Source organism: Moraxella sp. CTOTU48717 (assembly GCF_032057165.1).
Taxonomy (GTDB): domain Bacteria; phylum Pseudomonadota; class Gammaproteobacteria; order Pseudomonadales; family Moraxellaceae; genus Faucicola; species Faucicola tetraodonis.
The window spans coordinates 1-24,664 of record NZ_DAMBBC010000011.1 but is presented as its reverse complement, the minus strand read 5'-3'; the positions used below and the strand labels follow the sequence as shown (position 1 = coordinate 24,664).

General features: G+C 44.8%; 23 protein-coding genes. 16 read left to right on the top strand and 7 right to left on the bottom strand.

The genetic code is table 11. From position 1 onward, the window contains the following. Positions 1 to 4 precede the first annotated feature (4 nt). The 14 genes from RT084_RS07830 to RT084_RS07765 all read left to right on the top strand — a co-directional run bounded on the left by RT084_RS07830 (position 5) and on the right by RT084_RS07765 (position 14,698). Positions 5 to 547 (top strand): type IV pilin protein, encoded by a 543-nt coding sequence (locus RT084_RS07830; protein ID WP_312385846.1) that lies wholly within the window; start codon positions 5 to 7, stop codon positions 545 to 547. Positions 548 to 552: 5 nt separating this feature from the next. Continuing rightward, positions 553 to 975, top strand: a complete 423-nt coding sequence (locus RT084_RS07825) for a type IV pilin protein (RefSeq protein ID WP_312385847.1) — start codon at positions 553 to 555, stop codon at positions 973 to 975. 381 nt (positions 976 to 1,356) lie between these two features. Continuing rightward, on the top strand, positions 1,357 to 1,824 hold the full coding sequence (locus RT084_RS07820) for a pilin (protein WP_312385848.1): 468 nt from the start codon (positions 1,357 to 1,359) through the stop codon (positions 1,822 to 1,824). Between the two features lie 173 nt (positions 1,825 to 1,997). Then, a complete protein-coding gene (locus RT084_RS07815) occupies positions 1,998 to 3,797 on the top strand; it encodes a PglL family O-oligosaccharyltransferase (protein ID WP_313098976.1) in 1,800 nt (599 codons plus the stop codon). Then, a complete protein-coding gene (locus RT084_RS07810; RefSeq protein WP_313098973.1) occupies positions 3,797 to 5,062 on the top strand; it encodes an exopolysaccharide biosynthesis polyprenyl glycosylphosphotransferase in 1,266 nt (421 codons plus the stop codon). The genes RT084_RS07815 and RT084_RS07810 overlap by 1 nt, the downstream gene beginning before the upstream one ends. Positions 5,063 to 5,101: 39 nt before the next feature. Next, on the top strand, positions 5,102 to 6,100 hold the full coding sequence (gene pseB / locus RT084_RS07805) for a UDP-N-acetylglucosamine 4,6-dehydratase (inverting) (protein WP_007115167.1): 999 nt from the start codon (positions 5,102 to 5,104) through the stop codon (positions 6,098 to 6,100). Positions 6,101 to 6,154: 54 nt separating this feature from the next. Further along, on the top strand, positions 6,155 to 7,336 hold the full coding sequence (gene pseC / locus RT084_RS07800) for a UDP-4-amino-4,6-dideoxy-N-acetyl-beta-L-altrosamine transaminase (RefSeq protein ID WP_313098969.1): 1,182 nt from the start codon (positions 6,155 to 6,157) through the stop codon (positions 7,334 to 7,336). Next, on the top strand, positions 7,336 to 8,010 hold the full coding sequence (gene pseF / locus RT084_RS07795) for a pseudaminic acid cytidylyltransferase (protein WP_060994599.1): 675 nt from the start codon (positions 7,336 to 7,338) through the stop codon (positions 8,008 to 8,010). The genes pseC and pseF overlap by 1 nt, the downstream gene beginning before the upstream one ends. Then, positions 8,007 to 9,701, top strand: a complete 1,695-nt coding sequence (pseG, locus tag RT084_RS07790; RefSeq protein ID WP_313098964.1) for a UDP-2,4-diacetamido-2,4,6-trideoxy-beta-L-altropyranose hydrolase — start codon at positions 8,007 to 8,009, stop codon at positions 9,699 to 9,701. Before pseF ends, pseG begins: the two co-directional genes overlap by 4 nt. 55 nt (positions 9,702 to 9,756) lie before the next feature. Beyond that, entirely contained in the window at positions 9,757 to 10,809 is a 1,053-nt protein-coding gene (gene pseI, locus RT084_RS07785) for a pseudaminic acid synthase (protein WP_312116490.1), read from the top strand. Beyond that, positions 10,809 to 12,065, top strand: coding sequence for an oligosaccharide flippase family protein (locus RT084_RS07780; RefSeq protein WP_313098952.1), 1,257 nt, complete (start codon positions 10,809 to 10,811; stop codon positions 12,063 to 12,065). Before pseI ends, RT084_RS07780 begins: the two co-directional genes overlap by 1 nt. Beyond that, positions 12,062 to 13,063, top strand: a complete 1,002-nt coding sequence (locus RT084_RS07775; RefSeq protein WP_313098950.1) for a glycosyltransferase family 52 — start codon at positions 12,062 to 12,064, stop codon at positions 13,061 to 13,063. Before RT084_RS07780 ends, RT084_RS07775 begins: the two co-directional genes overlap by 4 nt. Before the next feature lie 4 nt (positions 13,064 to 13,067). Next, the gene (locus RT084_RS07770; RefSeq protein ID WP_313098946.1) at positions 13,068 to 13,892 is read left to right on the top strand and encodes a beta-1,6-N-acetylglucosaminyltransferase; all 825 of its coding nucleotides are present in this window, start codon (positions 13,068 to 13,070) and stop codon (positions 13,890 to 13,892) included. Then, positions 13,889 to 14,698 (top strand): glycosyltransferase family 2 protein, encoded by an 810-nt coding sequence (locus RT084_RS07765; RefSeq protein WP_312385858.1) that lies wholly within the window; start codon positions 13,889 to 13,891, stop codon positions 14,696 to 14,698. Before RT084_RS07770 ends, RT084_RS07765 begins: the two co-directional genes overlap by 4 nt. Position 14,699: 1 nt before the next feature. Here the strand turns inward: RT084_RS07765 and mnmC1 are convergent, their stop codons facing one another. Next, positions 14,700 to 16,772 (bottom strand): FAD-dependent 5-carboxymethylaminomethyl-2-thiouridine(34) oxidoreductase MnmC1, encoded by a 2,073-nt coding sequence (gene mnmC1, locus RT084_RS07760; protein ID WP_312385859.1) that lies wholly within the window; start codon positions 16,770 to 16,772, stop codon positions 14,700 to 14,702. 146 nt (positions 16,773 to 16,918) lie between these two features. Between mnmC1 and RT084_RS07755 the strand changes: the two genes are divergently transcribed. Beyond that, positions 16,919 to 18,268, top strand: coding sequence for an APC family permease (locus tag RT084_RS07755; RefSeq protein WP_312385860.1), 1,350 nt, complete (start codon positions 16,919 to 16,921; stop codon positions 18,266 to 18,268). Positions 18,269 to 18,320: 52 nt separating this feature from the next. Here RT084_RS07755 and RT084_RS07750 read toward each other — a convergent pair whose 3' ends face one another. The 4 genes from RT084_RS07750 to RT084_RS07735 all read right to left on the bottom strand — a co-directional run bounded on the left by RT084_RS07750 (position 18,321) and on the right by RT084_RS07735 (position 21,004). Next, a complete protein-coding gene (locus RT084_RS07750; protein WP_312385861.1) occupies positions 18,321 to 19,601 on the bottom strand; it encodes a TIGR03862 family flavoprotein in 1,281 nt (426 codons plus the stop codon). Positions 19,602 to 19,631: 30 nt separating this feature from the next. Next, positions 19,632 to 20,060: an SH3 domain-containing protein gene (locus RT084_RS07745; protein WP_007115179.1), complete on the bottom strand. Its 429-nt coding sequence runs from the start codon at positions 20,058 to 20,060 to the stop codon at positions 19,632 to 19,634. Between the two features lie 65 nt (positions 20,061 to 20,125). Next, complete coding sequence (locus tag RT084_RS07740; RefSeq protein ID WP_007115180.1) at positions 20,126 to 20,428, bottom strand: YciI family protein; 303 nt, start codon at positions 20,426 to 20,428, stop codon at positions 20,126 to 20,128. A 12-nt stretch (positions 20,429 to 20,440) separates the two neighbouring features. Then, the gene (locus tag RT084_RS07735) at positions 20,441 to 21,004 is read right to left on the bottom strand and encodes an inner membrane-spanning protein YciB (protein WP_007115181.1); all 564 of its coding nucleotides are present in this window, start codon (positions 21,002 to 21,004) and stop codon (positions 20,441 to 20,443) included. A gap of 191 nt (positions 21,005 to 21,195) precedes the next feature. Here RT084_RS07735 and RT084_RS07730 point away from each other — a divergent pair, with 191 nt between their 5' ends. Further along, on the top strand, positions 21,196 to 22,119 hold the full coding sequence (locus tag RT084_RS07730; RefSeq protein WP_312385862.1) for a PHP domain-containing protein: 924 nt from the start codon (positions 21,196 to 21,198) through the stop codon (positions 22,117 to 22,119). A 167-nt stretch (positions 22,120 to 22,286) separates the two neighbouring features. Here the strand turns inward: RT084_RS07730 and RT084_RS07725 are convergent, their stop codons facing one another. Both RT084_RS07725 and ccoG read right to left on the bottom strand, forming a co-directional pair. Then, a complete protein-coding gene (locus RT084_RS07725) occupies positions 22,287 to 22,853 on the bottom strand; it encodes a FixH family protein (RefSeq protein ID WP_040403153.1) in 567 nt (188 codons plus the stop codon). Positions 22,854 to 22,979: 126 nt separating this feature from the next. Then, a complete protein-coding gene (gene ccoG / locus RT084_RS07720) occupies positions 22,980 to 24,404 on the bottom strand; it encodes a cytochrome c oxidase accessory protein CcoG (RefSeq protein WP_312385863.1) in 1,425 nt (474 codons plus the stop codon). Positions 24,405 to 24,664 lie beyond the last annotated feature (260 nt).

The window sequence follows — 24,664 nt, the reverse complement described above, 5'->3', positions numbered from 1 at the left end:
CACTATGCGGCAGGTGCAGTCAGGGTTTACCTTAATCGAATTGATGGTAACAGTAGCGATGGTGGCTATCTTAGCAGCTATTGCGATACCATCGTATCGCCAATATACCATCAAGAATGCTGAAGCTCAAACCCAAGCGCGGATGAAGCAACTTGAAATTGAGTTAGAACGTTGGCGCAGCAAGGCATTGACTTATAAAGGATTTATGCCCCAAAAAGCGACTGGTAGCTCGATAAGTTATACATTTGATGCCAACAACAAAATCATTAATGTACCTGATAGTACCAATACGCGGTACACTATCAAAGTATTGGACGGGAGCAGTACGGCTAGTAAAGAAATTACACTGGTAGGCTCGGATTCAGCGACTACAGTCGATAGTGCAACAGGCGCTAGTTGGGTGATGTTTGCAGAGCCTAGCCAAAGTTTGGCAAATTATGGGGCGTCACGACTACTAATGACTAGTGCAGGTCGCCAATGTAAAAATAAATCGTCGACGTTTAGCTTAGAAGCTACATGTAACGAAACAGGGTCAGTAAAATGGTAACTTTAATGATAACAGCGAACCGTACATCCAACAAAGGCTTTACCCTAATTGAACTTATGATAGTGGTGGCTATCATCGGTGTGTTGGCGGCGATTGCTTATCCCAATTATCAACGCTACGTCATCAAAACCAAACGCACTGATATGATGACAGAGATGCAAAATATCGCCTCGCAAATTGAATCACGTAAACTGGCACAAGGCAGTTACACGAACGCAGGCACAGGATTAGATGGGAGTTTCCCTAGAAGTGGTACAGCATTATATACTATCACCCTAGCACCCACCCCCCTCACTGACCGTTGGACAATTACAGCCACACCTATTAGTTCATCGCAGATGGCAAATGATGGTACGCTCACGCTAAACGCGCAAGGGATAAAATGCCGAAATACCTCATGTGGTACAGGTCAAGAGTGGAATAACTAGCTTATCAAGCTAGACATTGAACAATTTTTGGCAGCATGGACAACATTCATGTTGGTTGACATAAAATACTGACAAAGATTGTCATATCTTTGACAATAACATATGGATAGATGAATAAATTGTGATGGTTAAAAAAACTTTACGCTTAAATAATTTTTGGTATATTAAGTCAGTGTGAAATTAGTCGCCAAGTAGAAGGCATATTATTGTTAACTTGGCTAAAAAAAGAAATTGGCACACAAACTGCAGTGATTGTATTACCAAGGCAAAGTGATGGTTAGCCAAACTTTGCAGATTGACTCATTTACTTGGATGACAGGCTATATAATTAACTATATGATTAGGTTATCCATTTTATACACTCAAAAATAGGAGTTCATTATGAACGCTCAAAAAGGTTTTACCCTTATCGAATTAATGATTGTTATCGCGATTATCGGTATTTTGGCTGCGATTGCTATTCCAGCATATACTGATTACACTACCCGTGCACGTGTTACAGAAGCAGTTTCAACTGCTGCTTCGATGAAAGCCACTGTATCAGAAAATATTATGAATGCTGGTGGTACTAGTATTCCTAGTACCGGTAACTGTTCAGGAGTTAAACTGATTAATGCTACTGCTGGCGGAGTAACAAAAAATGTTGCATCCTCTACGTGTACTGATAGTACTGGCGTAATCTTAGTTAATACTACGGAAGCAGCAAAATCAGTTCCTATTACTATGACACCTACTTATACAGGGGGTAATGTAACTTGGGTATGTTCTACTACTGAAGCTATGTATAAATATGTACCTTCGGAATGTCGTAATCCTACTACAACTTCTACGACTTCTACGACTAAATAACTCTAGTTGAAGTATATAATACAGTTACTATAAATGTTTAAGTGTTTTATAAAAAGGGCTAAGTTTTAGCCCTTTTTATTTTTGGTGAGGAAGTGAAATTATAGTGTGTAATTAATTTTAATGCTAAACTACCCCGTTTAGCATTTTTGCGTTTAAAGCCCACGAAAAACACCATGCTACTATCGACATCAAACCAAACCCTCAATCAAGATATTCGTCTATTTACCCTATGGATGGGCTTAGCCATTTTGACGTACCTCATGCCTTGGCACTCGCCGCTCGGTCGAGATTTTGTCGTCAATGCCACCGCATTTGGGTTTGTGAGTTTGGCAATCGCGGCTTTTTTTTGGCAAAACCCGATTACAAAGGTTAGCAAATCTGTACTTACTTGGTTGTTGCTAGCGCTATTGATTGTATGTCAGCCACTATTCAACTATATCGCTTACCCCGATGCGCTGATATTCCCCGTGACAAGCTTGCTGGTGGTGGCATTGACCGCGGTCGTTGGGACAAACATTGACAATAAAGCGAATTTATTAAACCGCCTGTTTATTGCGGTATATCTCATGGCAATCATCACCTTTATGATTCAAATGATGCAGATGAGCGGCTATCAGATTGATTATAAAGGCTGGGTGATTGCGCGTGGTAACGCCAATGGCGGACGCTATGACGGCAACTTTGGACAAGCCAATCACGCAGGCTACGCGTTTGTGCTGGCGCTGTGTGGGGTGATTTATCAACTGCAGCAGTCGTTTCAAGAAAGGTTAAATGCACCGCAGTGGCTGATGGGTCGATACCGACAATATGCGCGGTTTGGCTTGATGGTATTGTTTGTGATATTTACCATCGGACTTGCCTTGACCCAAAGTCGGGCAGGTCTGGTGATGATGCTGGCGGTGATTCCCATTTTCTTTTTGACCCAGCCGATAGCGTGGAAAAGCAAATTATCGGCTAGCGTTTTTGGTCTTGTCGTATTTGTGCTGTACTACATGGGCGCAAGCTGGCTTAGTAATTATAGCAGCGCCAATCAGCTTGGGGCGGTGAGCCGTATGGCGGGCGGGCAGGGGAACCGCTCGGCGATGAGCGAACGCGCCATGATGATATTTCATGACCATGTGCTCACCGGGGTCGGCTGGAACAACTACATGGGCGCAAGCGTTGATTATGCCCAATATTTTAAATGGCCAGAGATTGCCGACCATTCGCATAATTTTGCCACCATGATTTTGGCGGAGCTAGGGGTGTTAGGCGCGCTCTGTTTTGTACCGATTGTTTGGCTACTGGTGCGGGCGATTCATCTGCGCCATAGTAGCGAAAGCGCGATTGCACTGGCGTTTGTCATTGCCAGTATCTTGTATGCCAGTGTCGAATACCCGTTATGGTATTTTCGTTATCTCGCGGTTTTTGCCTTATTTTTGGCGTTGATTGATCAGCCCAAATGGCAACTTGTGTGGCAACCCAAACTAACAAAAGCCCTGTCTGTTGTCATGCTTGGTTTGGCAATGTTATCAGGCTACTATATTTGGCAATATTTTCATCTTAATTATTTGGATTATAATCGCTTTATCAAGCATACCAATCATCTAAACCAAGATGTTGGCATTCAATACCAAAATGAGGTGTTTGGCTTTAGCGCGTATCATGACCGTATCCTTGCCATGCAAGTGCCGATTAATCGCCATCAGGCAAGCGTCAAAGAAGCCATCTTTGAAGAGGTGCTAAATACCGATTCTTCCCAGTATAATATATTAGCTTATGCACAGTTGTTAGCCTATAAAGGTGAAAAGCAAGCGGCATTAACCCATATCAAAGCGGCTTGTGTCATGGTCAAAGATTTGTCGGATTGTGACAATGTCGAGACCGATTTGGGTAACCTTGCCAAACAAGATCCTGCGACATTTGCAGCTTTATACCGTGAGTTTCAACAATGGCGTGACGCCAACCCTGAAAAAACAGGACTTAAACCATAATGCAGCGGGTAATTTTCTTGTTATGGCAAAATCTTGTATTCCGCCTCATCGTGGGCTGGTTGGTTGTGGTGGTGTTGCCCGCCTTGCTGATGTGGCGAATGCGCTTTTTGCAGGGGCGCTGGCTCATTACTGAATTTAATAGTATGGTGTTAGCCACCTTGGGTGTCTTGCTAGTTACCCTTGGTCTGCGCAAACTCACCCAGTTTCCAGGTCAACGCTCCATCAGCTTTGTGTTGCCAACTTTATTGTTGGTGATGATGCTGCTAGGCATGGTGATTATCGTTTTTCGGTTGCCGTATTCGCTGTATTATTTTGGCTTATCGGGTGCAATCGGGGTAGTGTTTTTCTTTTTATCATTTTTACTTGAGCAAAAAGCGCATCAACCTTATATGGCGTATATTCCACTGGGACATTGTCAAAACTTTGAAGCGATTTTTCAAATCCATTGGCTGCGCCTTGAAAAGCCGCATTTGGATGCCATACAATCCAAAAAAGTGCAAGCCATAGTAGCAGACCTGTCATCGCCTGCACTCGATGAAGATTGGCAACGATTTTTAACCGAACAAACGTTACAGGGCAGACCGGTGTATAATAATCGCCAAGTGTATGAGTCTTTGACGGGTCGTCTGCCGATTCATCATTTGTATGAAAACGAATTGGGTTCATTGCTGCCATCGCAAACCTATTTATGGTTTAAACAACTGATTGATATTATAGCGATTTTATTGGTCTCGCCTTTTGTATTGCTGATTGCGCTGATAACTGTCATTGCGATACGGTTGGAAAGTCCAGGTAAGGCCATATTTGTCCAAGAGCGGGTCGGGCAAGGCGGCAAATTGTTTAAAATTTATAAATTTCGCAGTATGCGCTTTGACTCAGAAAAAAACGGGGCAAAACTGGCGCAACAAAATGACCCGCGTGTGACTAAAGTCGGTAAATTTATTCGTAAAACCCGTATCGATGAACTGCCGCAATTTTTGAATGTGCTTAAAGGCGATATGAGCCTGATTGGACCGAGACCCGAACAGCTAAGTTTTGTCAAAACCTTTGAAAAAACCATCCCTTTTTATAATTATCGACATATCGTCAAACCCGGTATTTCTGGATGGGCGCAGGTCACACAAGGCTATGCTAGTGATACCGATGAGACAGCGCTTAAGGTACAGTACGATTTTTATTATATTAAACATATTTCTTTTGCATTAGATATCTTGATTGTGCTCAAAACCATTCAAACCATGCTGACAGGTTTTGGGGCTAGATAAACTGCGACAAATAACTTTAGCCATAATAGGTAGTGCACTATGTTAACCAATTCAACCATTCTAGTGACAGGCGGAACAGGCTCATTTGGGCATACCTTTGTGCCGATGACGCTTGAAAAATATAATCCCAAAAAATTGATTATCCTCTCGCGTGATGAGATGAAACAGTGGGAAATGGCAAAACTGTATCAAGGCGACCCGCGTGTACGTTTTTTTATCGGTGATGTGCGTGATAAAGACCGTTTATATCGCGCGCTTGATGGGGTGGATTATGTGGTACATGCCGCAGCAACCAAAATCGTGCCCACTGCCGAATATAATCCGTTTGAATGTGTTAAAACCAATATCAACGGGGCAATGAATTTAATTGATGCCTGTATTGATAAAGGGGTGAAAAAAGTCGTTGCCTTATCGACTGACAAAGCATCTAGCCCCGTGAATCTGTATGGCGCGACCAAATTGGCGTCGGACAAACTGTTTGTCGCAGGCAACGCCTATTCAGGGGAGCATGGCACACGCTTTTCGGTGGTACGTTATGGCAATGTCATGGGAAGTCGTGGCTCGGTGATTCCGTATTTTCTATCAATTAAAGACAGTGGCGTGCTGACCATCACCGACCCGCGTATGACCCGTTTTATGATTTCGCTTGAGCAAGGCGTGGAGCTGGTTTGGCATGCATTTGACGACATGGTGGGCGGCGAAATTTATGTCAAAAAAATTCCTTCTATGACCATGCCAGATTTGGCAACTGCCGTTTCTGCCACTGCTGAGCAAAAAATCATTGGTATTCGTCCTGGCGAGAAATTGCATGAGCAAATGATTAGTGCCGAAGATTCTTTTCATACCTACGAATATCCTGAGCATTTTAAAATCTTGCCTGCGATTAATGGCTGGGATGAAACGCCTGAGCGTATCAAAGATGGTGTTAAGGTGCCAGAAGGCTTTGTGTACGCCAGTGATAATAACAGTGAGTGGATGACAACTGGGCAGCTCCAAGAATGGATTGAAACCAACAAAGCAAAAATTGGTAAAATTTAAACGCTAACCCTTGATAACAAACCCACTTAATAACGAACCCCTTGGGCAAATATTATGGCAAATCAATTTATCCCTTATGGTCGTCAGCATATCACCCAAACTGATATTGATTCCGTGGTCGCTGTGCTACAGTCTGATTTTTTGACCCAAGGTAGTCAAGTACCAGCGTTTGAAGAACGCGTCGCTACCTATACGGGGGCAAAGTTTGGCGTGGCGGTGAATAGTGCGACGTCAGCACTACATATTGCTTGTTTGGCATTGGGGCTTGGTCAAGGTGAAAAGGGTAAAGACGACTGGCTGTGGACGACGCCGATTACCTTTACCGCATCCGCTAACTGTGGATTGTACTGTGGTGCTAACATTGATTTTGTGGATATTGATCCGCTAACGCTCAATATGTCTATCAACGCGTTAGCAGAAAAGTTACAGCTTGCCGATGCTGAAAACCGCTTGCCAAAAATAGTCATTCCCGTGCATTTCACCGGTGAACCCTGTGATATGGCGGCCATTCATGCGCTATCGCAACAATATGGCTTTAAGGTTATTGAGGATGCCTCTCATGCCATTGGTGGCAAATATCACAATCAACCAATTGGCAATTGTGAGTTTAGCGACATTACCGTCTTTAGCTTTCACCCTGTCAAAATCATTACCACCGCAGAAGGTGGACTGGCAACAACGAATGACCCCGTGTTGGCGGAAAAAATGCAGTTGCTCCGTAGTCATGGTATCACCCGTGATGCCAATCTAATGACCCACGAACCTGACGGTGGTTGGTATTATCAGCAAATTGATTTGGGCTTTAACTATCGCATGACCGAATTGCAAGGGGCATTGGGGGTGAGTCAAATGAACTATTTGGATGACTTTGTCACTCGCCGTCATCAGCTTGGCAAGCGTTATGATGAATTATTAAAAGATTTACCGATTATTTTGCCTTATCGCAATCCTGCTAATTATTCGGGGTTTCATTTATATCCTATTCAACTAACAGCGGACAGTGGCAAAACGCGTAAGCAAGTGTTTGACAGTTTGCGGGCGCAAAATATCGGGGTGAATGTGCATTATATTCCAGTGCATACCCAGCCGTATTATGCCAAGCTGGGCTTTAAACAAGGCGATTTTCCCCATGCCGAAAGCTACTATGCCCAAGCGATTAGTTTGCCATTATATTATGACTTAAGCGAAGCCTCGCAAGCGCAAGTGGTCAATGCAATTTATCAGGCATTAGCATAATGAAGGTCTGTATCATCCCTGCGCGTGGGGGGAGTAAACGCATTCCGCGCAAAAACATCAAAGATTTTTGTGGCAAACCCATGCTGGCTCGTGCCATTGAAACGGCAAAAAACAGCCAACTGTTTGAGCAGATTATTGTCTCCACTGATGATAGCGCTATTGCCGATATCGCTCAACACCATGGTGCCACTGTCAGCCAAAGACCTGCCGAGCTTGCCGATGATTACGCCACTACTGCTGCGGTGATTCGGCATGTGCTGCAGAGCATGCCAAAAGCTAGCCATATCTGCTGTCTATACCCCTGTACGCCGTTATTAAAATCGCAGTATTTAACCGACAGTTTTGAGTGTTGGCAGTCATCCAACAGTTTGTATTGTTTTCCGGTTTTAGAATTTGAATCCAATGTATTACGCTCACTAAAATTAAGCGATGCCGGTGAAGTGTCGAGCATGTTTAGCCAACATGAACTTACTAGAACCCAAGATTTGACGCAGGCTTATTTTGACGCAGGGCAATTTTATTGGGGCAGTCGTGAAGCATGGCTCAGCGAGGATAAAATCCATAATCATGCCCTAGGCTATGTGTTGCCAAAATACAGCGTTGTTGATATTGATGATGAAAATGATTGGCGATTTGCTGAGCGTCTATACCAAGCGCAATTGGCGCTAGCATGAAGATCGTGGTCCGAGCAGACGCAAGTTTAACGATGGGTAGCGGTCATATCATGCGTTGTCTCACGCTCGCTGACCGGTTAAAACAGCAAGGGCATGACATCTCGTTTATTTGTCGTCAGCATGACGGGCATTTGGCGGATTTGATTGGGCAAAAAGGTTTTGCTGTGCATCTGTTAGCCAAAAGTGGGATTGCAGATTTTATCAAACAGCATGCCCATAGCGAGTGGCTAGGCGCCAGTGAAAGCGATGATTTTGCTGAGTGTAAACCCATCTTGCAAGCGTTAAAGCCAGATTGGCTGATTATCGACCATTATGCGATTGGCGAAAAATGGGAGCAACAAGCTAAACGACTTTTGCCAAACCTTAAAATTTTAGCCATTGACGATTTAGCCGACAGAACGCACGACTGTGAGATTTTGCTCGACCAAAATTTTGGGCGAAAAAACGGAGATTATCAACCGCTTGTGCCAAGTGATTGCCAGCGACTACTAGGTACACGTTATACACTATTACGTGATGAGTTTGCCAGCTGGCGAACGATGAGCCTAAATAGACGTAAAAGCGTACAGCCGCCCAACAATATATTGGTCAATCTTGGCGGTGTCGATAATGATAATATCACACTCAAGATTTTGCAAAGTCTCAATACCTTTATCCACCAGTCTACGCAATCATTTAACGTGACTGTCGTCATGGGCAAAACCGCACCGCATATCGAAAGTGTACAAAGGTTTGCCAAACACACAAGTTTTGCGTGTGCGGTACTTGTCAATGTGACTAATATGGCGCAATTGATGGCAAATGCTGACCTTGCGATTGGGGCTGCAGGCAGCACCACCTGGGAGCGCTGTTGCTTGGGCTTGCCGATGGTGCTGATCGTGCTTGCCGATAACCAGCAGGTGATTGCCAAAGCGTTGGCAGATAAAAACCTGGTCAAAGTAGTAACTGACAGGGCGACATTGGATGAGCAATTGCCCCGCTTGTTGAGCGAACTGGCCGACAATTATAAAAAATTCAGCCGTCAATCTGCCAAGTTGGTCGATGGGCAAGGGGCGAAACGGGTTGCGCACTGGATTGAATTTGCGCAAAAATTTCAACATTGTCAAGTGAGACAAGCGACCCAAGCCGATAGCCAGATGATTTGGCAATGGCGTAATCACGTTGACGTGCGCCAATGGATGTTTGGGCAAGATGAAATTGCCCTTGCTGACCATGAAAAGTGGTATGGCAAACAGCTTGACCGTGCCAATGTGCATTTGCTGGTTTTTGAAACGGATGGGAGTAAAGGCGGCGAGCCGATGGGATTGGTCAATGTTACCCAAATGACGGTGGATAAATACCAGAGGCTGCAGTTGGCAAATACCCATACGCCAAACCCTAATTCATCAAATCCTAATTCATCAAGGCAGAATGAAAAAACCGCCAGTTGGGGGTTTTATTTATCCCCTAATAGCGCAAAAGGGCAGGGGCTTGGCTTTGCGTTGGGGGTTTTGGCGATTGCACGGATTTTCAACACCACAGGCATTGGCAAAATCACCGCGCAAGTGCTGGCATATAATACCGCGTCATTGGCGTTACATCGTAAATTGGGATTTAGCGAAACAGGTGTGTTAAAACAGCATTTTGGTGTGGGTGACAAAGTGTATGATGTGGTTGAGTTTGAATTAAAATCGCAAGATTTTTTATTTTAGGGGTGGGTCTGAGTGGGGTATATATGAAAAAAACGGGGTGTCTATGAATCAAAATATGAATCAAAATTTCAGCATTAACAATCGCCCAATCGGCATTGACCATGCGCCATATATCATTGCTGAAATGTCCGCCAACCACAACGGCGACATCAATAACGCTTACCGTATCATTGACATGGCAAAGGCGTGCGGTGCTGATGCGGTCAAAATGCAAACTTACACCGCAGATACCATCACCCTCAACAGCAGCGCCGCTGACTTCCAAATTCATGGGGGACTGTGGGACGGGCGTACCTTATATGACTTGTACCAAGAAGCTTACACGCCGTGGGACTGGCATAAACCATTGTTTGAGCACGCCCACAAAGTCGGTATCACCATGTTTAGCTCACCGTTTGACTTTACTGCGGTGGATTTGCTCGAGGATTTGAACGCGCCAGCGTACAAAATCGCTTCGTTTGAAGCCATTGATTTACCGCTTATCAAATATGTAGCAAGTACCGGCAAGCCAATGATTATCTCCACAGGGATGGCGGACCAAACCGAAATTGCCGAGGCGATTGCCGCCGCTCGTGATGGCGGCTGCAAGCAGCTTGCGTTATTGCACTGCGTGAGTGGCTACCCAGCTCCCGCACAGGACTATAACCTGCGTACCATCACCGATATGCAGCGCCGTTTTGGCGTGCCGATTGGCTTATCCGACCATACGCTTGACAACACCACCGCCGTGACAAGCGTGGCATTGGGGGCGTGTATCATTGAAAAACACGTCACCCTAGATCGCAATGGCGGCGGGGCGGATGACAGCTTTTCACTGGAAAAAGACGAACTCACCGCGCTCTGCCGTGATAGCAAAACCGCTTGGCAGTCGCTCGGACAAGTGGACTATGGGCGAAAATCAAGCGAAATCGGCAATGCGCAATTTCGCCGTTCACTGTATTTTGTCAAAGACATGACGGCAGGGGATGTGATTGATGAAAGCTGTATCCGTAGCGTTCGCCCTGGCTTTGGGCTTGCCCCGAAGTTTTATGATGAATTAATGGGCAAAAAAGTGCTAACGGATATCCACGCCAATACCGCTACCTCGTGGGATGTCCTTGAAAGGTAATGTTAAATAAAATCAAACGTTTAACACACTCTGCCTTGCTCAAAGACAGCCTGATTTATGTGGTGGGCGAGATGACCGCCAAAGCTGTGCCATTTTTGCTATTGCCCTATTTGACACGGGTCTTAGGCACCACGGGCTTTGGTGATTTGTCCTATTATTTATCGCTCACGGCATTTATTGTAATCGCCATGAGCCTGTCGCAAAATGGCGCTTTGACCCGTTATTTTTATGTGTATGGCAGGCATGGGCTGGGCAATATCTTATTGGCAGGCGGGCTATATAGCGTGGGCGTGCTGCTAATTGGCACAGCGATTAGTTGGCTGTTACGTAGTGAATTGCTATTTTACTGCTTTTTTACTGCCTTTTTGCAAACCTTGATTCAAAACCAACTGGCACTGCGGCAATGCCAAAAGCGCCCGTTTAGCTATCTCACCATCCAACTGGGCTTAGCCTTGGGCAATTTGCTATGGACGGTGCTGATTTTTCAGTTTTTTGCGGGCGATACCACGGATAAAGTTGCCCAGCGTCTTATCGCGATTATCTTGGCGCATGGGTTTACTTTTGTGGCAGCGTTGGCGTGGGCAAAATACCAATTTGCTATCAAATTTCGCTTTACCCCAAAACGGCTCAAACTGGGACTGGGTTATATTTTAACCCTAGGCTTGCCGCTGCTGTTACATGGGTTAAGCTATACCATCAAAGGGCAACTTGACCGAGTGTTGATTCACCAGCGGTTTAGCAGTCATGAGCTAGGCGTATATTCGGCAGGGGTGCAAGTCGCTAGTAGCTTGACCATTGTGATTATGGCGGTCAATTCTGCGCTGGTGCCTCACTTATATGAACGGCTAAAATCGCAGCGCATGACAGTGATGCAATTGCATCGACTGTTTTGGCTAAGTTTGATGGTGCCTGTTATGTTGACTGCCATGGCTTGGGCGATGCCGTCGTCATTGATGGCGTGGCTATTGGGGGCAGATTTTGCCCAAAGCCAGTATTATGTGGTGATGTTTGTACTGGCGTTTTCGCTGATGATTCCGTATTTATTGTTGGTGAATTTTTTGTTTTATCATGCCAAAAGTGCCCAAATTTCGCTGTGTTCCGTCATCTCAACGCTGGTATATTTGCTTGCCTTGTGGGTGTTAAGTGGCGTATCACTGGCGGTGGTGCCATATGCGACTATTATTAGTGGCGTGGTGATTTTGCCGCTGTTATATTATTATACGCTGCAGGTGGAAAAGGTCAAAAAAACGCCATGAATCTCATTATTTGTATCACCCCCTTGCAAGTGTTGATTGCCAAGCAAATTATTAAGCAACACAGTACCCCCTTTATTGGGCTTTATTTGCCGTATGGCATTCATTCAAAAAGCGAGCCCAAACACCGCTATTATTTTGAACAACTTGAGCAAGTCTGCGAAAAATCCGCCTTTATCGACCTAAACAATAAAACCTGGGGCGAACGTTTTGCCACCCTAAACCACATCAAAACCACACTTAACACGCTTGATATTTGGCAAAAACCTATCGAAAACGTTTATCTTGCCAGTATTGACGTGTTGTTTTTGCAATATGTTATTTCTAAAGTAAAATTCCAACAGCTGTATACCTTTGATGACGGCACCGCTAATATTTTCCCCAATTCTAGCTATTTTCAACCGTTACCAAAATCCTTGCCATTACAACTGTTTAAACACGCCGTGGGCATTACTTATCCCAGTATCCCTAGTATTTTGGCTATCTCCAAAAAACATTTCACCATTTTTCCCCATGAAAAAAATATCATAGACGCTACCCATCCCGTTTATTTGTTTGATAAAGTAGACCATCAGCCAGATGAGAATTTGCCGGTAAAACGGCTGTTATTGGGGCAAGCCCTCGACAATTTTATCGGTGACAAAGCTTATGCTGATATTGTAGAAACAATGGTCAAGGCATTTCACCTTGACGCATTTTGTCCACACCCGCGAGAAAACTTGGATTTTAGCCACATTTTGCCAGTGATTGATAGCGATAAAATCATTGAAGATTATCTAAGCGAGGCATTGCAACAAAACCCCTATCAACGCTTTGAAATTTATACCTTTATCAGCACTGCCGTGTTCTCGCTCAAAGAATTCCCCCGCACCCAAGTTTTTATGGTGTATACCCAAACGCTGTGGGATAAATTCCCTGATGCGTATCAGTTTCTTGGCAGTCGTGGTTTTACCCTCATAAATCTAGATGACGCAGATAATCTAAATGAGTTCAAAGGGTAACTGCATGAAAAAACACGCCGTGCTGGTTCAAGCCCATCAAGATATCAGTTATTTTATTAAGCTGGCGAAAATTCAGCCCAATGTCAATTTCTATGTGCATATGGATGCTAAATCCGATTATTTTCCTGACCCTCAGACTGCACAGCTAGCCAATGTCGTTTTGCTGAGCGACAGGATATCGGTACGTTGGGGCGGGTTTAGCCAAATTGAAGCGACGTTAAAATTGTTTGAAACAGCGTTTGCCAATGAGGACAATGCTTATTTTCACCTGTTAAGCGGTGAAGATGTGGTGTTACAACCATTTGAAGTGATAGAAAAACAGTGGCAACAGCGGTTTGATTTTCAGGCGATGATGACCTGCGAGATGGCACCACAGTATGCGTATCGCTTTATTATGGACAGTCCCCATGCTGACAGCGACTGGCAACGGCAATTGACGGGCAAAATCATCACCAAACTGCAACAAGGCGTGGCAAAAGTAAAACCCTATCACTCGTCCATTTATTTTGGCTCACAGTGGTTTTCAGTGACGCGTGCAGACTGGGAGAAAATTATGCCTTTTACCGATGAATACAGTGATTTTTTCCGTCAAAAACTGGTGCCTGATGAGCATTTTTTTCAAACCCTAATTACTGAAAAATTAACCAATCAAATTCGCCTAAGCAATGATAACCGCCGACTGATTATTTTTGACAAAAATGTGAATAATGGCAATAGCCCGATTTATTTGGATTTATTAAAGCTTGAGCGGGCGAAATTTGACGGCTATTGGTTTGCGCGTAAAGTAAAAAAGGATGTGGCATTGACTTGGCTGGATGAATTAACATGAAATTTTCTGTATTGATGTCCCTATACGACAAAGAAAACCCCGAATTTCTAGCCGAATGTCTAGCCAGCTTGGTCAATCAAACACGCCAAGCCGATGAGATTGTGTTGGTTTTTGATGGTCCCATCAATGTGGCATTGCAAAAAGTGGTACAAGAGTTTAAGCCGCAACTACCGTTAACGATTATCGCTTTAACAAAAAATGTCGGGCTTGGACAAGCCTTGAATGCAGGTCTAAACGCTTGTCAACATGACTGGGTCATGCGTATGGATACGGATGATATCTGTGTGGCTAACCGCTTTGAGCAGCAAATCAACTTTATCCAAAATCATCCCGAAATTGACGTGTTGGGCGGGCAAATCATTGAATTTGAAAAGCAGCTATCACAGGGGAAAAAATCTCGCACGGTGCCAACCTCACACGAGGCAATTTTTGCCGCAGCCAAGTCGCGCAATCCTATCAACCACATGACGGTTGCCTTCAAAAAATCAGCGGTACAAGCGGTCGGTAGCTATCGGCATGCGCCGCTGTTTGAAGACTATGATTTGTGGGTGCGGTTGTTGGTCGCTGACTATCAGTTTGCCAATTTGTCCGAGGTGCTGGTGTATGCACGGGCAGGGGATGCGATGTATGAACGGCGCGGGGGCTTGGCGTATGCCCGTTACGAGTGGGCTATTCAGCAAAGCTTTTATCAACAAGGGTTTTTGCCTATTGCGCAATTGCTTAAAAATCTCGCCATTCGCTTACCGGTGCGATTATTGCCAAATAGTTTACGCAGTTTGATTTATCAAAAACTGCTGAGAAAATAACTTAGCGTCGAATGACCTTGCGATTGGGGCTTAAACTGTTGACCATGTTGTTAGCTAACGGCAATATTTCCCCACACAGTAAACCGACCAATAGCTCACTACAAATCGGCGCATAAGCATAGCCCTTTGACCCCAATGCCGAAAAGATCCAGACTCGGCTTTTGCTTTCATAACCCGCTTGCCACACCTGCCCAACTAGGGGTAGATAATCCACGGTTTGGCTGCGGATACTGGCGCGACCCTGCCAATGGGGTATGTTTTTTTCGACGGTAAATATATCGGTGTTGTTGACCAAATCGGGCACTGCACACGCCAAATCAGCCACATTCATCTGATGGTCAGCAACTGCTGGCGTGGTATCCAAGGTATCCCTAACAAAACTTGCCCCAAGCATGACATGAAGCTTACTGTTTTCATTAAAACTGGCGTAATAACTGCCATACTTTAGCGGCATTTTTGGCAACTGTGCTTTATCATGCGCATCGACAGCAAACCACGTCACTTGCCCACGGCTGTGATTAAAGCGTTTGACGGTGGGTAGAAAATCGCAGGTGTCTAATGCCATGCACAAAATCACATGATCAAAAAACTGCTGACGCTCAGTGAATGTTAATAGCATTTGGTCGCAATCTTGCTGAAAATAGGTTAATTCCTCGGTTTGAAAGCTGATATTGGGGTGGCATAAAACAGCGTTGGCAAAGTTTGCGGTAGTGATTAATCCGGCATTGGGCAAAAATATTGCTTGCCCAATCTCATAACCGACCTTTGCTTTGGCTTGTTCGGCGGTCAATAAACGGGCAAATTCAATGGGAAAATCTTTGACTTCATCAAGATGTAAGCGATTGTGTGAGAGTAAATCCAAACAGCCGGTGGTCTGTAGGATGTTAATACCGGTCTGTGCGGTCAAATAAGGGTAAAATCGACAGCTTGCCAAATAACCAATCGCATGTAGATTGGTTTCAAGGCGTTTTAGGCTGGTAAGTTTTGGCGCAAGAAAACCGCGGATGTTGCCCGATGCCCCTGCCAATGGTTGCGCTTTATCAAAAATGGTGACCTTGTGTCCACGGGCGGCTAAGGCATACGCACTGCTTAACCCCGCCACACCCGCGCCAATCACCGCCACAGACAGCGGTTTTGTAATAGCAGAAAAATTGGGTAGTTTAAAGCCTTTAACGTTATTGGCTTTTCGACGCTGACGACGTCGGGATTCAAACGTGTCAGTAAAGGGTAGGGTGACAAAAAATGGTTTAATTTTCTTGTTATAGCGAAAATAAAGCTCGCAAAAACTGGCGGATGTTAACTTAGGTTGAAAGCTTGCGGTGAGCATTTCTCGCTTTTTGCCAAAGCCTTTACGTTTGGCTAAAGTAAAACCGTGATGTTTTAGCCCCTGTTTGACTGCGCTTGCCACGCTAAATGTCGCCAAAGTCGTGTGAGGTTTGGATAATCTTGCGATTTGAGCCAATAAATCCTTTGACCAAAGCTCTTGGTTACAGCTCGGCGCAAACCCATCAAGCAGCCACGCATCGACTTTACCTTGCCCAGTCACTTGCGACAAACTACTCGTCGCATCGCCAAGCCATAAATCAATCGTCAATCGTTCATCAAACCAGTTCAAACGATGGCAGCCAGCCAGTGGCGGTGGATAGTTGTCAATGAGCTGTTGTGATAACCCAGCAAGCGCTGTCCAGACGCTCAGCGCTTGTTCAAGGTCAGTTTTGCTTAAGGGGAATTTTTCGGTGGTAATGATATGTAAATGGCTGTGATTGTCAGGTCTGATTTGTTGCCACAGTTGCCAAATAGCCAAGATATTAAGCCCTGTACCAAAACCAATTTCACCGATGACAAATCGTTCAAAGTTCCGCAAATTAGCGAGGCGAGTGGCTAAGTCGTTGCCATCAATAAAAACATAGCGAGATTCTGCCAAGCCATCCGTTTTGGAAAAATAAACATCATCAAATTCGCTAGAGAGGGGGACAGTCACGCCGTTATCGTCTAACTGCCAGTGCAGTTTGGCGGTTTGAATGGTTGATGCTGGGGTAGTGCTTGAGACAGGAGGTTGGCTAGATTGTGGCATCAGTGATCCATAATAAATAACTAAAAGTTAGTGCTAAGTAAAATATTACTAATACAAGACTTGAAAACAGCGATTAGGGGGTATAGCATAACTGATTTTTTATCGTTGCAACATGGCATGCAGCTTTTTTTGGGTGTGGTAACAACATGAATCAATCAAGTAACGGGCGTTATAACCTAATCACCGCATTGGCAATGATTGTGGGGATTGTGATTGGCTCAGGGATATTTTTTAAGGCAGACAATGTTTTAAAATATACCAATGGCAATGTGGCATTGGGCGTGGTGGTTTTTGTATTGGCAGCGGTGGCGATTATTTTTGGTTCGCTATCGATTGCTGAGCTGGCAAAACGTACCGATGCCCACGGCGGCTTGATTGGCTATGCCGATGAATTTGTCAGTCCACATTTTTCTACCATGATTGGCTGGTTTCAATTGTTTTTGTATTACCCGACGCTTGGCGTGGTGGTGACGTGGGTAGTAGGTATTTACACCGCCCTGTTATTTGGGGTGAAAGAGGCATCGCTTGAATTACAAATGGGCATCGGTCTGACATGGTTTGTCATTTGTTATCTGTTTAATGTGATGGCAGCAGTGTTTGCAGGGCGTTTCCAAGTCTTTGCCACTGTCGTTAAATTAATTCCGTTATTTGTGCTAGGGGTGATGGCGTTTGTATATGGTGACCCTGTGGCTGCGTTAACTCATCCAAGTGAATCTGCGCGTCAAGCGACCCAGTCTTTGGCATGGCTCGGCGCCATCGGTCCGATTGCGTTTTCGTTTGATGGCTGGGTGGTCTCTACCAGTATTTCAGGGGAAATCAAACATGCCAAACGTAATTTACCCATTGCCTTAGTCGTCGCGCCTATGTTGATTTTATTGGGCTATTTGCTGTACTTTGTTGGACTCACCTCGTATCTAGGCGCCGAGCAAGTGATGGCATTGGGTGATGAAAGCGTGTATGTGGTGGCAACCCAATTATTTGGCGAAACCGCTGCCAAGGCCTTTTTGGTATTTGTGGTGATTTCGGTGATGGGTACGGTGAATGGCTTGGTATTAGGGCTGATTCGTCTGCCCCATTCTTTAGCGCTCAAATCATTGATTCCGTTTAGCGCGCAATTGCGTCACGTCTCGCCCAACTATCAGCTATCGGTTGCTTCAGCGCTGCTAGGTTTTGCCTTATCTATGTTTTGGGCGGCTGTGCATTATGTGGTGATGAAAAGTCAGCTGCTTGGCGATATGGATATCTCAGAAATCGCGATTGTGGTAAGTTACTTGCTGTATTTGGTATTTTACTTTGCGGTGTTTCGATTATGGCAACAAGGTCATATCAAAAGTATGTTATTGGGTGTGATATCGCCAATTTTGGCGGCATTGGGCTCATTGATGGTAGTGTTCGGCGGTATGCAAAATCCGCTGTTTTTGCCTGTCTGCTTACCGATTTGTGCGCTCGTGCTGCTGCTTGCCTACTTTTACAGTCGCTATCTGCACAGCCGATAAGTGCCTTATGTCAAGTGCCTTATGTCAAGTGCATTGCGTCCAATGCATTGCGTCAAGTGCATTGCGTCAATTTTTTGGATAACGCTAAAAACTGCGCCACGCCTTGTCCGGCGGCTCGACCTGTGGCAAAACAAGCCGTCAGCAGATAGCCACCCGTTGGCGCATCCCAATCAAGCATTTCGCCACAGCAAAACACATAAGGATTGGATTTTAGCGCAAAATCCTCGGTTAATGCTGTACGTTTTACCCCGCCGCCACAGCTAATTGCTTCTTCAATCGGTCGAAAACTATCGAATTCTACCGTTAACTGCTTGATTGCCTTTGTCATTTTATCGGCATCATGCCAGTGCGTTTTTGCGACGATTTCTCTGAGTAAGGCGATTTTGACCGGATCAAGTCCCGCCTTTCGCCAAAGGTTAGCTAGCGATTGTTTTTTGGGGTTTTTTAAACTACTCAATAATTTTTCGTCAGACACATCAGGCAGCAAATCAAGTTGTAGTGATACCTTGCCCGTATGATTTAATTGCTCGCGCATGGCACGATTGAGCCGATATATCAGCCCGCTTTCCATACCATAATGGGTGAGAATAATATCACCAAAACCCTGCTCAATTTTGCCATCGGGCAACGTCACCTGAGCTTTCACGCGTTTTAACGCTTTGCCAAAATCGCGGTGCAAATGCGCTGACCAAGGCTGTGACAGTGGGCGACAGATACCGACATTGCTGGCATAGAACGGCGTCAATTCTGTATCGCTGAGCCATGCCTGCCATTTGCCATCACTACCGAGCCGCGACCATGACATCGCGCCCGTTGCCAACACAATCGCATCAAAGCTTTTGCTAACAGTCAGGTTACCGCTTTCATGCACTACCGAAAAAGTCGCTTGCTTGCCCTCAATGTTGTCACAGCTATGCCGATAAAAAAACGTTACACCATCCTGCTGCAGCGCTTGCAACCACGCCCGCAGCAGTGGCGAGGCTTTCATCATGGTAGGAAAGATGCGACCTGTCGAGCCAACAAAAGATTCAATCCCCAAGCGGGTCATAAAATCACGGATATGCGCCGCATTAAAATCTTCAATATGCGGCGTTAGCCAGTCGTTGGGCTGATAGCGTGTGACAAAGGTATCAACGGGCTCAGCGTGCGAGATATTGAGTCCAGATTTACCGGCCATCAACAGTTTGCGGGCAGGGGAAGGTTTTTGTTCAAATACGTGGATTGTAACATCAAACTGGCGCAGATAATCTGCCACCATCAAGCCAGCAGGACCCGCGCCAATGATGGCGACGGTGGGCTTTTTTGGCAAGTCGGTTTGGTTATTTGGCATCATAGCAAGTCAATGTCAGTCTTATAAAGTCGATTACCAACGACCTTTACGTCCCGCGACCATCCAGCCCAGTGCGATACCAAGTATCCCACTGAGCAGTGCAGTGACCGCCCCGTAGATAAAAATTTGTCCACTGCGCTCATTGATAAGTACTTTGACCTGCGTATTTAAACTATCGACTTGGTTTTGTAATTCAGCATTTTTTGCCAATAGTTGTTGGTTGGCTTTAGACAACTGGCTGTCAGTGGGCTGGTTGAGCTGGGCAAGGGTAGGTTGTTTGGGGTTTTGCATGGGTGAGGTGCTACTGGCAACGCTTGAGGCAATCTCTGGCTGTTTGGCGAGTGGTTGTCCTGTTTTTGGGTCAGTGACGACAACTTGCGGTGCTGCATGGGTCAGGCTTGTCACCTGTAATACCGTCAATAACACTGCGCCGCTTGCCAACGTGCCCACTAATTTTTTCATGCTTACCACCTATCACCACCCAGACTTTACCAATTTTGTACTACAAACAACTGTTAAACCCAACATTAACTCACTGATTTAGGAAAAACTTGGATAAAGGGTTTGATATCCACATGACTATACACACCATTTAATAAGTAAGGCTCTTCACTTGCCCAAGCTTGCACTGCTTCATCGCTGTCAAAATCCACGACCAATACACTGCCACTCATTTCAGGCTCTCCATGCGCAATTGGCGTAGGGCCTGCGATGATGAGACGGCGCTGCTCATCTAACTGCGTAAGACGCTCAAGATGAGCAGAACGGAATTGTTTGCGTAGCTCAAGGCTATCAGGGACGTCATGACCAATAATAATATAAAGTGCCATCCATATTCTCCTTTAGTTTTTTCCTTTATCATTGATTTGTTGCTGTATATCTGGATTTAGATGGTTTTTTAAGAACACAAATTGCCCGATTAAAAACACGAGCATCACCGGTATCCATCCCCAGCTTTTAAAATTAATCCAGGTATCGTTGTTGGTAAAAAACGCAAAATAATATTGCAAACCTGCCATCAGCAAGAAATACCCTGCCCAAGCAAGGGTGAGTCTATTCCAGCCCGATTGGGTCAATCGAAACACATTTTTCATTGCCAGTTCTAATAGCGGTTTACCTATCGCAACACTGATAATGAGGGCAACCGCAAATACGCTATTGATGACGGTTGATTTCCATTTTAAAAATGCTTCGTCATGGAAAATTAAGCTTAACCCACAAAATCCCACGGTTAAAATCAGCGTGACCCACTGCTGTTTATTGAGCTTGCCTTTTTGCCGGGCAAAATGCACGACATATACCACCAGTGTGGTAATCAATAACGCCGCCGCACCTGCCAATACCCCTTGCTGTTTGGAAAAGTAAAAAAATGCCAGTAAAGGTAGCAAATCCAATAAACCGCTCATAGTCATCTCTAACAAAAATCTTAGCCGCTAGTTTACACGGATATGCTAAAATCGAAAAGTAACTTTGCGATTTTCCTTGCTTCATTAATCACGTGCCCTTGTGAGCGAGCCAGCGCAGAGTTAACCCCTCTTTGTCTTAACCCCTTTTTGTCCTATTGTTGGCAACCAGCTTTTGTAATTAAGGCGTATTTGTGAATTCTTTAAATCTCGATATCTTGTCTAGCAGTCCTATTTATACCCAACTTCCGATTGATATGCACTGCCACAGTACCCGCTCAGATGGCACTTTTAGCCCAAGCGAAGTGGTGCAAAAAGCGCATGATAAAGGGGTGAAAGTATTATCCTTAAGCGACCATGATACGGTACTTGGTATCCTTGAGGCGCGCCAAACCGCTGAAAGTCTTGGTATGACGCTGATTCATGGTGTCGAAATCAGCTGTCGTCATCGTGTCATGGGCGGCTACTCCAAAAAACCTGCCCAAAATGAAAAAGTGATTCATGTATTGGGGTACGGCTTTGGTGATATCGAAACAATGCATAGCAAACTCGCTGCCATCCAAGCCAATCGAGAAACGCGCGGCTATGCGATGTGCGAGCGTGTGGCAAGTACCTTTAAACGCCCAATGGATGAGATTTGGCAGGCGGTGTTAGTGCAAGCCAAAGGTAATCCGCAAGCGGTCGGTCGTACCCACATTGCCAAAGTGATGGCGGATCAAGGCTTGGTGAGTGATGTGCAAAAAGCCTTTACCGGCTATTTGGCTGACCATAAACCTTGCTATGTGGCACTCGATGGCTTATCGCTTAAAGATTGCATCAATTTGATTCATGAGTGTGGTGGCAAAGCGTCTTTGGCTCATGCGACCCGTTATAATTTAACCGCCAACAAAGTGCGTAAACTGATTGCAGATTTTGCCAGTAGCGGTGGCGATGCGGTGGAATTGCCCGCCAGCAATGAGCCGACTTCAACCCGCCATATGGTCGATAGAGTGATTAAAGAGCATGAGTTAAAGGTGTCTATCGGTAGTGATTTTCATGGCACGACCATGCCGTGGCGCGTGCTTGGCGGTGTGCCAAAATTGCACGAAGGACAAGTGGGGATTTGGGAGAGTTGTTAAAAATTTACCCTCAGTTACCATTTTTTTAACTAACAAGCAGGGGCTTCTAAATATCCAGCAAGATTTTTTAGCATTTTACTGATGAGGATATTTATGAAAGGTACAAGGAAGCCAAGTAGCTGTAACCTAGTACCTGTAACCCAGTACCTCTAATTAGTTGACTGAAACTAAGATTTTTTATCAAACGCAGTTAGTGGCTTAAAGGCAATCGACTTCGCCATCGGCAATTCCTCAATCGCACGCAGCCGCCAGCTATTGGCTGGGTCATGCACCACAATATAGTATTTGCCTTTAGACGGATCTAGCTGCACATTGCCCGCATAACTGCCATCACTTAACCGTTTGACAATAATGTCACGGTCTTTTTGCTTTTGGGTGGCATGGGAAATCTCCACTGCCAATTGCTCAGGTGCTTTAAACTTGTCACTAGCGGGCGCCTCAAGTTTAAAATTGACTGCCTGATGACTAATCAGCATTTGACCGGTTAGCCCCAAATCATGCGCCAGTTTGTCTTTGGACACATCCGCATATAAGGTCTTACCATCCATGTACCAGTCATCACGCACGGTGGAGTCTTGGATTCTCACCGAGTAAAACACGAACCAGATACAGGCGACTACCACAAATAGCGGCAAACCAATAACAAAAATCCAAACCATATAATTTTTATACCAAAGTTTGGATATCGACTGATTAGAAGTTGATGAAGCAGGAGAATTTGTTGGTGTTGCCATAGACCACTCAGCAGATAACAATCAAAAAGCTAGTATAGCAGAAAAACCCATGCCCCAATAACGTGCGCCAATAATTTGGCACAAAAAAAGCCGATTATCAAAATCAGCTTCTTTAGGCAATTAAATTTATTTATCTGTGGTAAATACGTTATCTTTTACCGCTTTATATTTGCCGCCATCATCCACGCTCACCACTTGCATTTGGATAGGGATATTGCTTTGGGTAATCACTTTTGGATCGCCCAGCACACTGACAGGGAAGTCATAACTTTCGCCTGCTTCTAATGGAATGGTTTTAAAGCGACTATCAAGTTTTAAGCCGGGTTGTGGTGTCAACGTCACCGCATAATCATGGTTTTGCTGGGTTTTATTGGTAATTTTGATGATGTAGTTATTTTCTACCAAACCTTGCGCATTGATTGACGACAACTGGTTACGGTCACGGCGAATATCAATCTGCAGTGGTACACGGCTGGTTAAAAAATAAACCCCCGTCCCAATCAACAACGCAATCACCGCCAAATAAGCAAAAAACCGTGGACGCAAAATTTTACTTGGCTCATTCTCTACCAATTGGCGTTCGGTACTATACCGTATCAAACCGCGTGGTTTATTGACTTTATCCATGATGTAATTACACGCATCGACACAGGCCGCGCACTGAATACATTCAACTTGCAAACCATCACGAATATCGATACCCGTCGGACACACTTGCACACACATCAGACAGTTGATACAGTCACCTAAATTCTCATCTTCACCGCCTCTTTTACGCGCGCCACGTGGCTCACCACGTTTATAGTCATAGGTTACAATTAACGTATCTTTATCGAACATCACACTTTGGAAGCGGCCATAGGGACAAATATGGGTACAAAAGTGCTCACGCATATAGCCTGCATTGGCAAATGTCGCAAAGGTAAAAATAAGTACCGAAACCCAAGTTAATGGCGTCCAATCTGGTACAGGAATACCGCCAAACCATTGCCAACTATGATAAAGATAATCAGTCCCAACGGCATAACTACTAAACGTCAATGCAGTCACCAACGCCATGATAAACCAAATCAGATACACCAAGCCGCGTTTCATGATTTTTTCGCCATTCCAAGGCGCTTTATCTAATTTAAACTGCTTATTACGATCACCGATGATAAGCTTCTCAGTGTATTGGTACATATGCGTCCAAATCGTCTGTGGGCAGGCATAGCCACACCACACACGACCGGCATAAACGGTCACCATAAACAATAAAAAGGCAGCAACCATAAAGAAAAACGCAAAAATAAAAACGTCTTGGGGTAAAAAAGTTAGCCCAAATAGCACAATCTTAGAACCCGAGAAATCAAACCATATTGCTTGGTGTCCGCCATAGCGAATCCATGGCAACACCAAAAACAACAACAATAAAAAATACATACTTACAACGCGGATGTTTTGATAAAAACCCGTCACAAAACGGGGGTGTACGCGTTTTTTAGTGGCATCTACTTGGTGGACAGGTAGTCTAAAATCATTACCAGCAGGGGAAGGAGGTTGTACAGACATTGTTTGCCCTCACATATTTTCTGACATGAATATAAAAAAATGAAAGACGACAACCGCAAAACCACCGAACATCGCCTAACGAAAAATTGCTTAAACAATATATTCAATTATATATCAAATGGCAGTAAATACCCACAAAATAAAGGGAGTTATCAACAACTGCAAAATAAATGAAAAAACTTTTCGTAGTGGTATTGACAGGGGGAAAGAAAAGCGTATAATACGCACTCACTGGCAGCGACTACAGCCACAAACTGTAG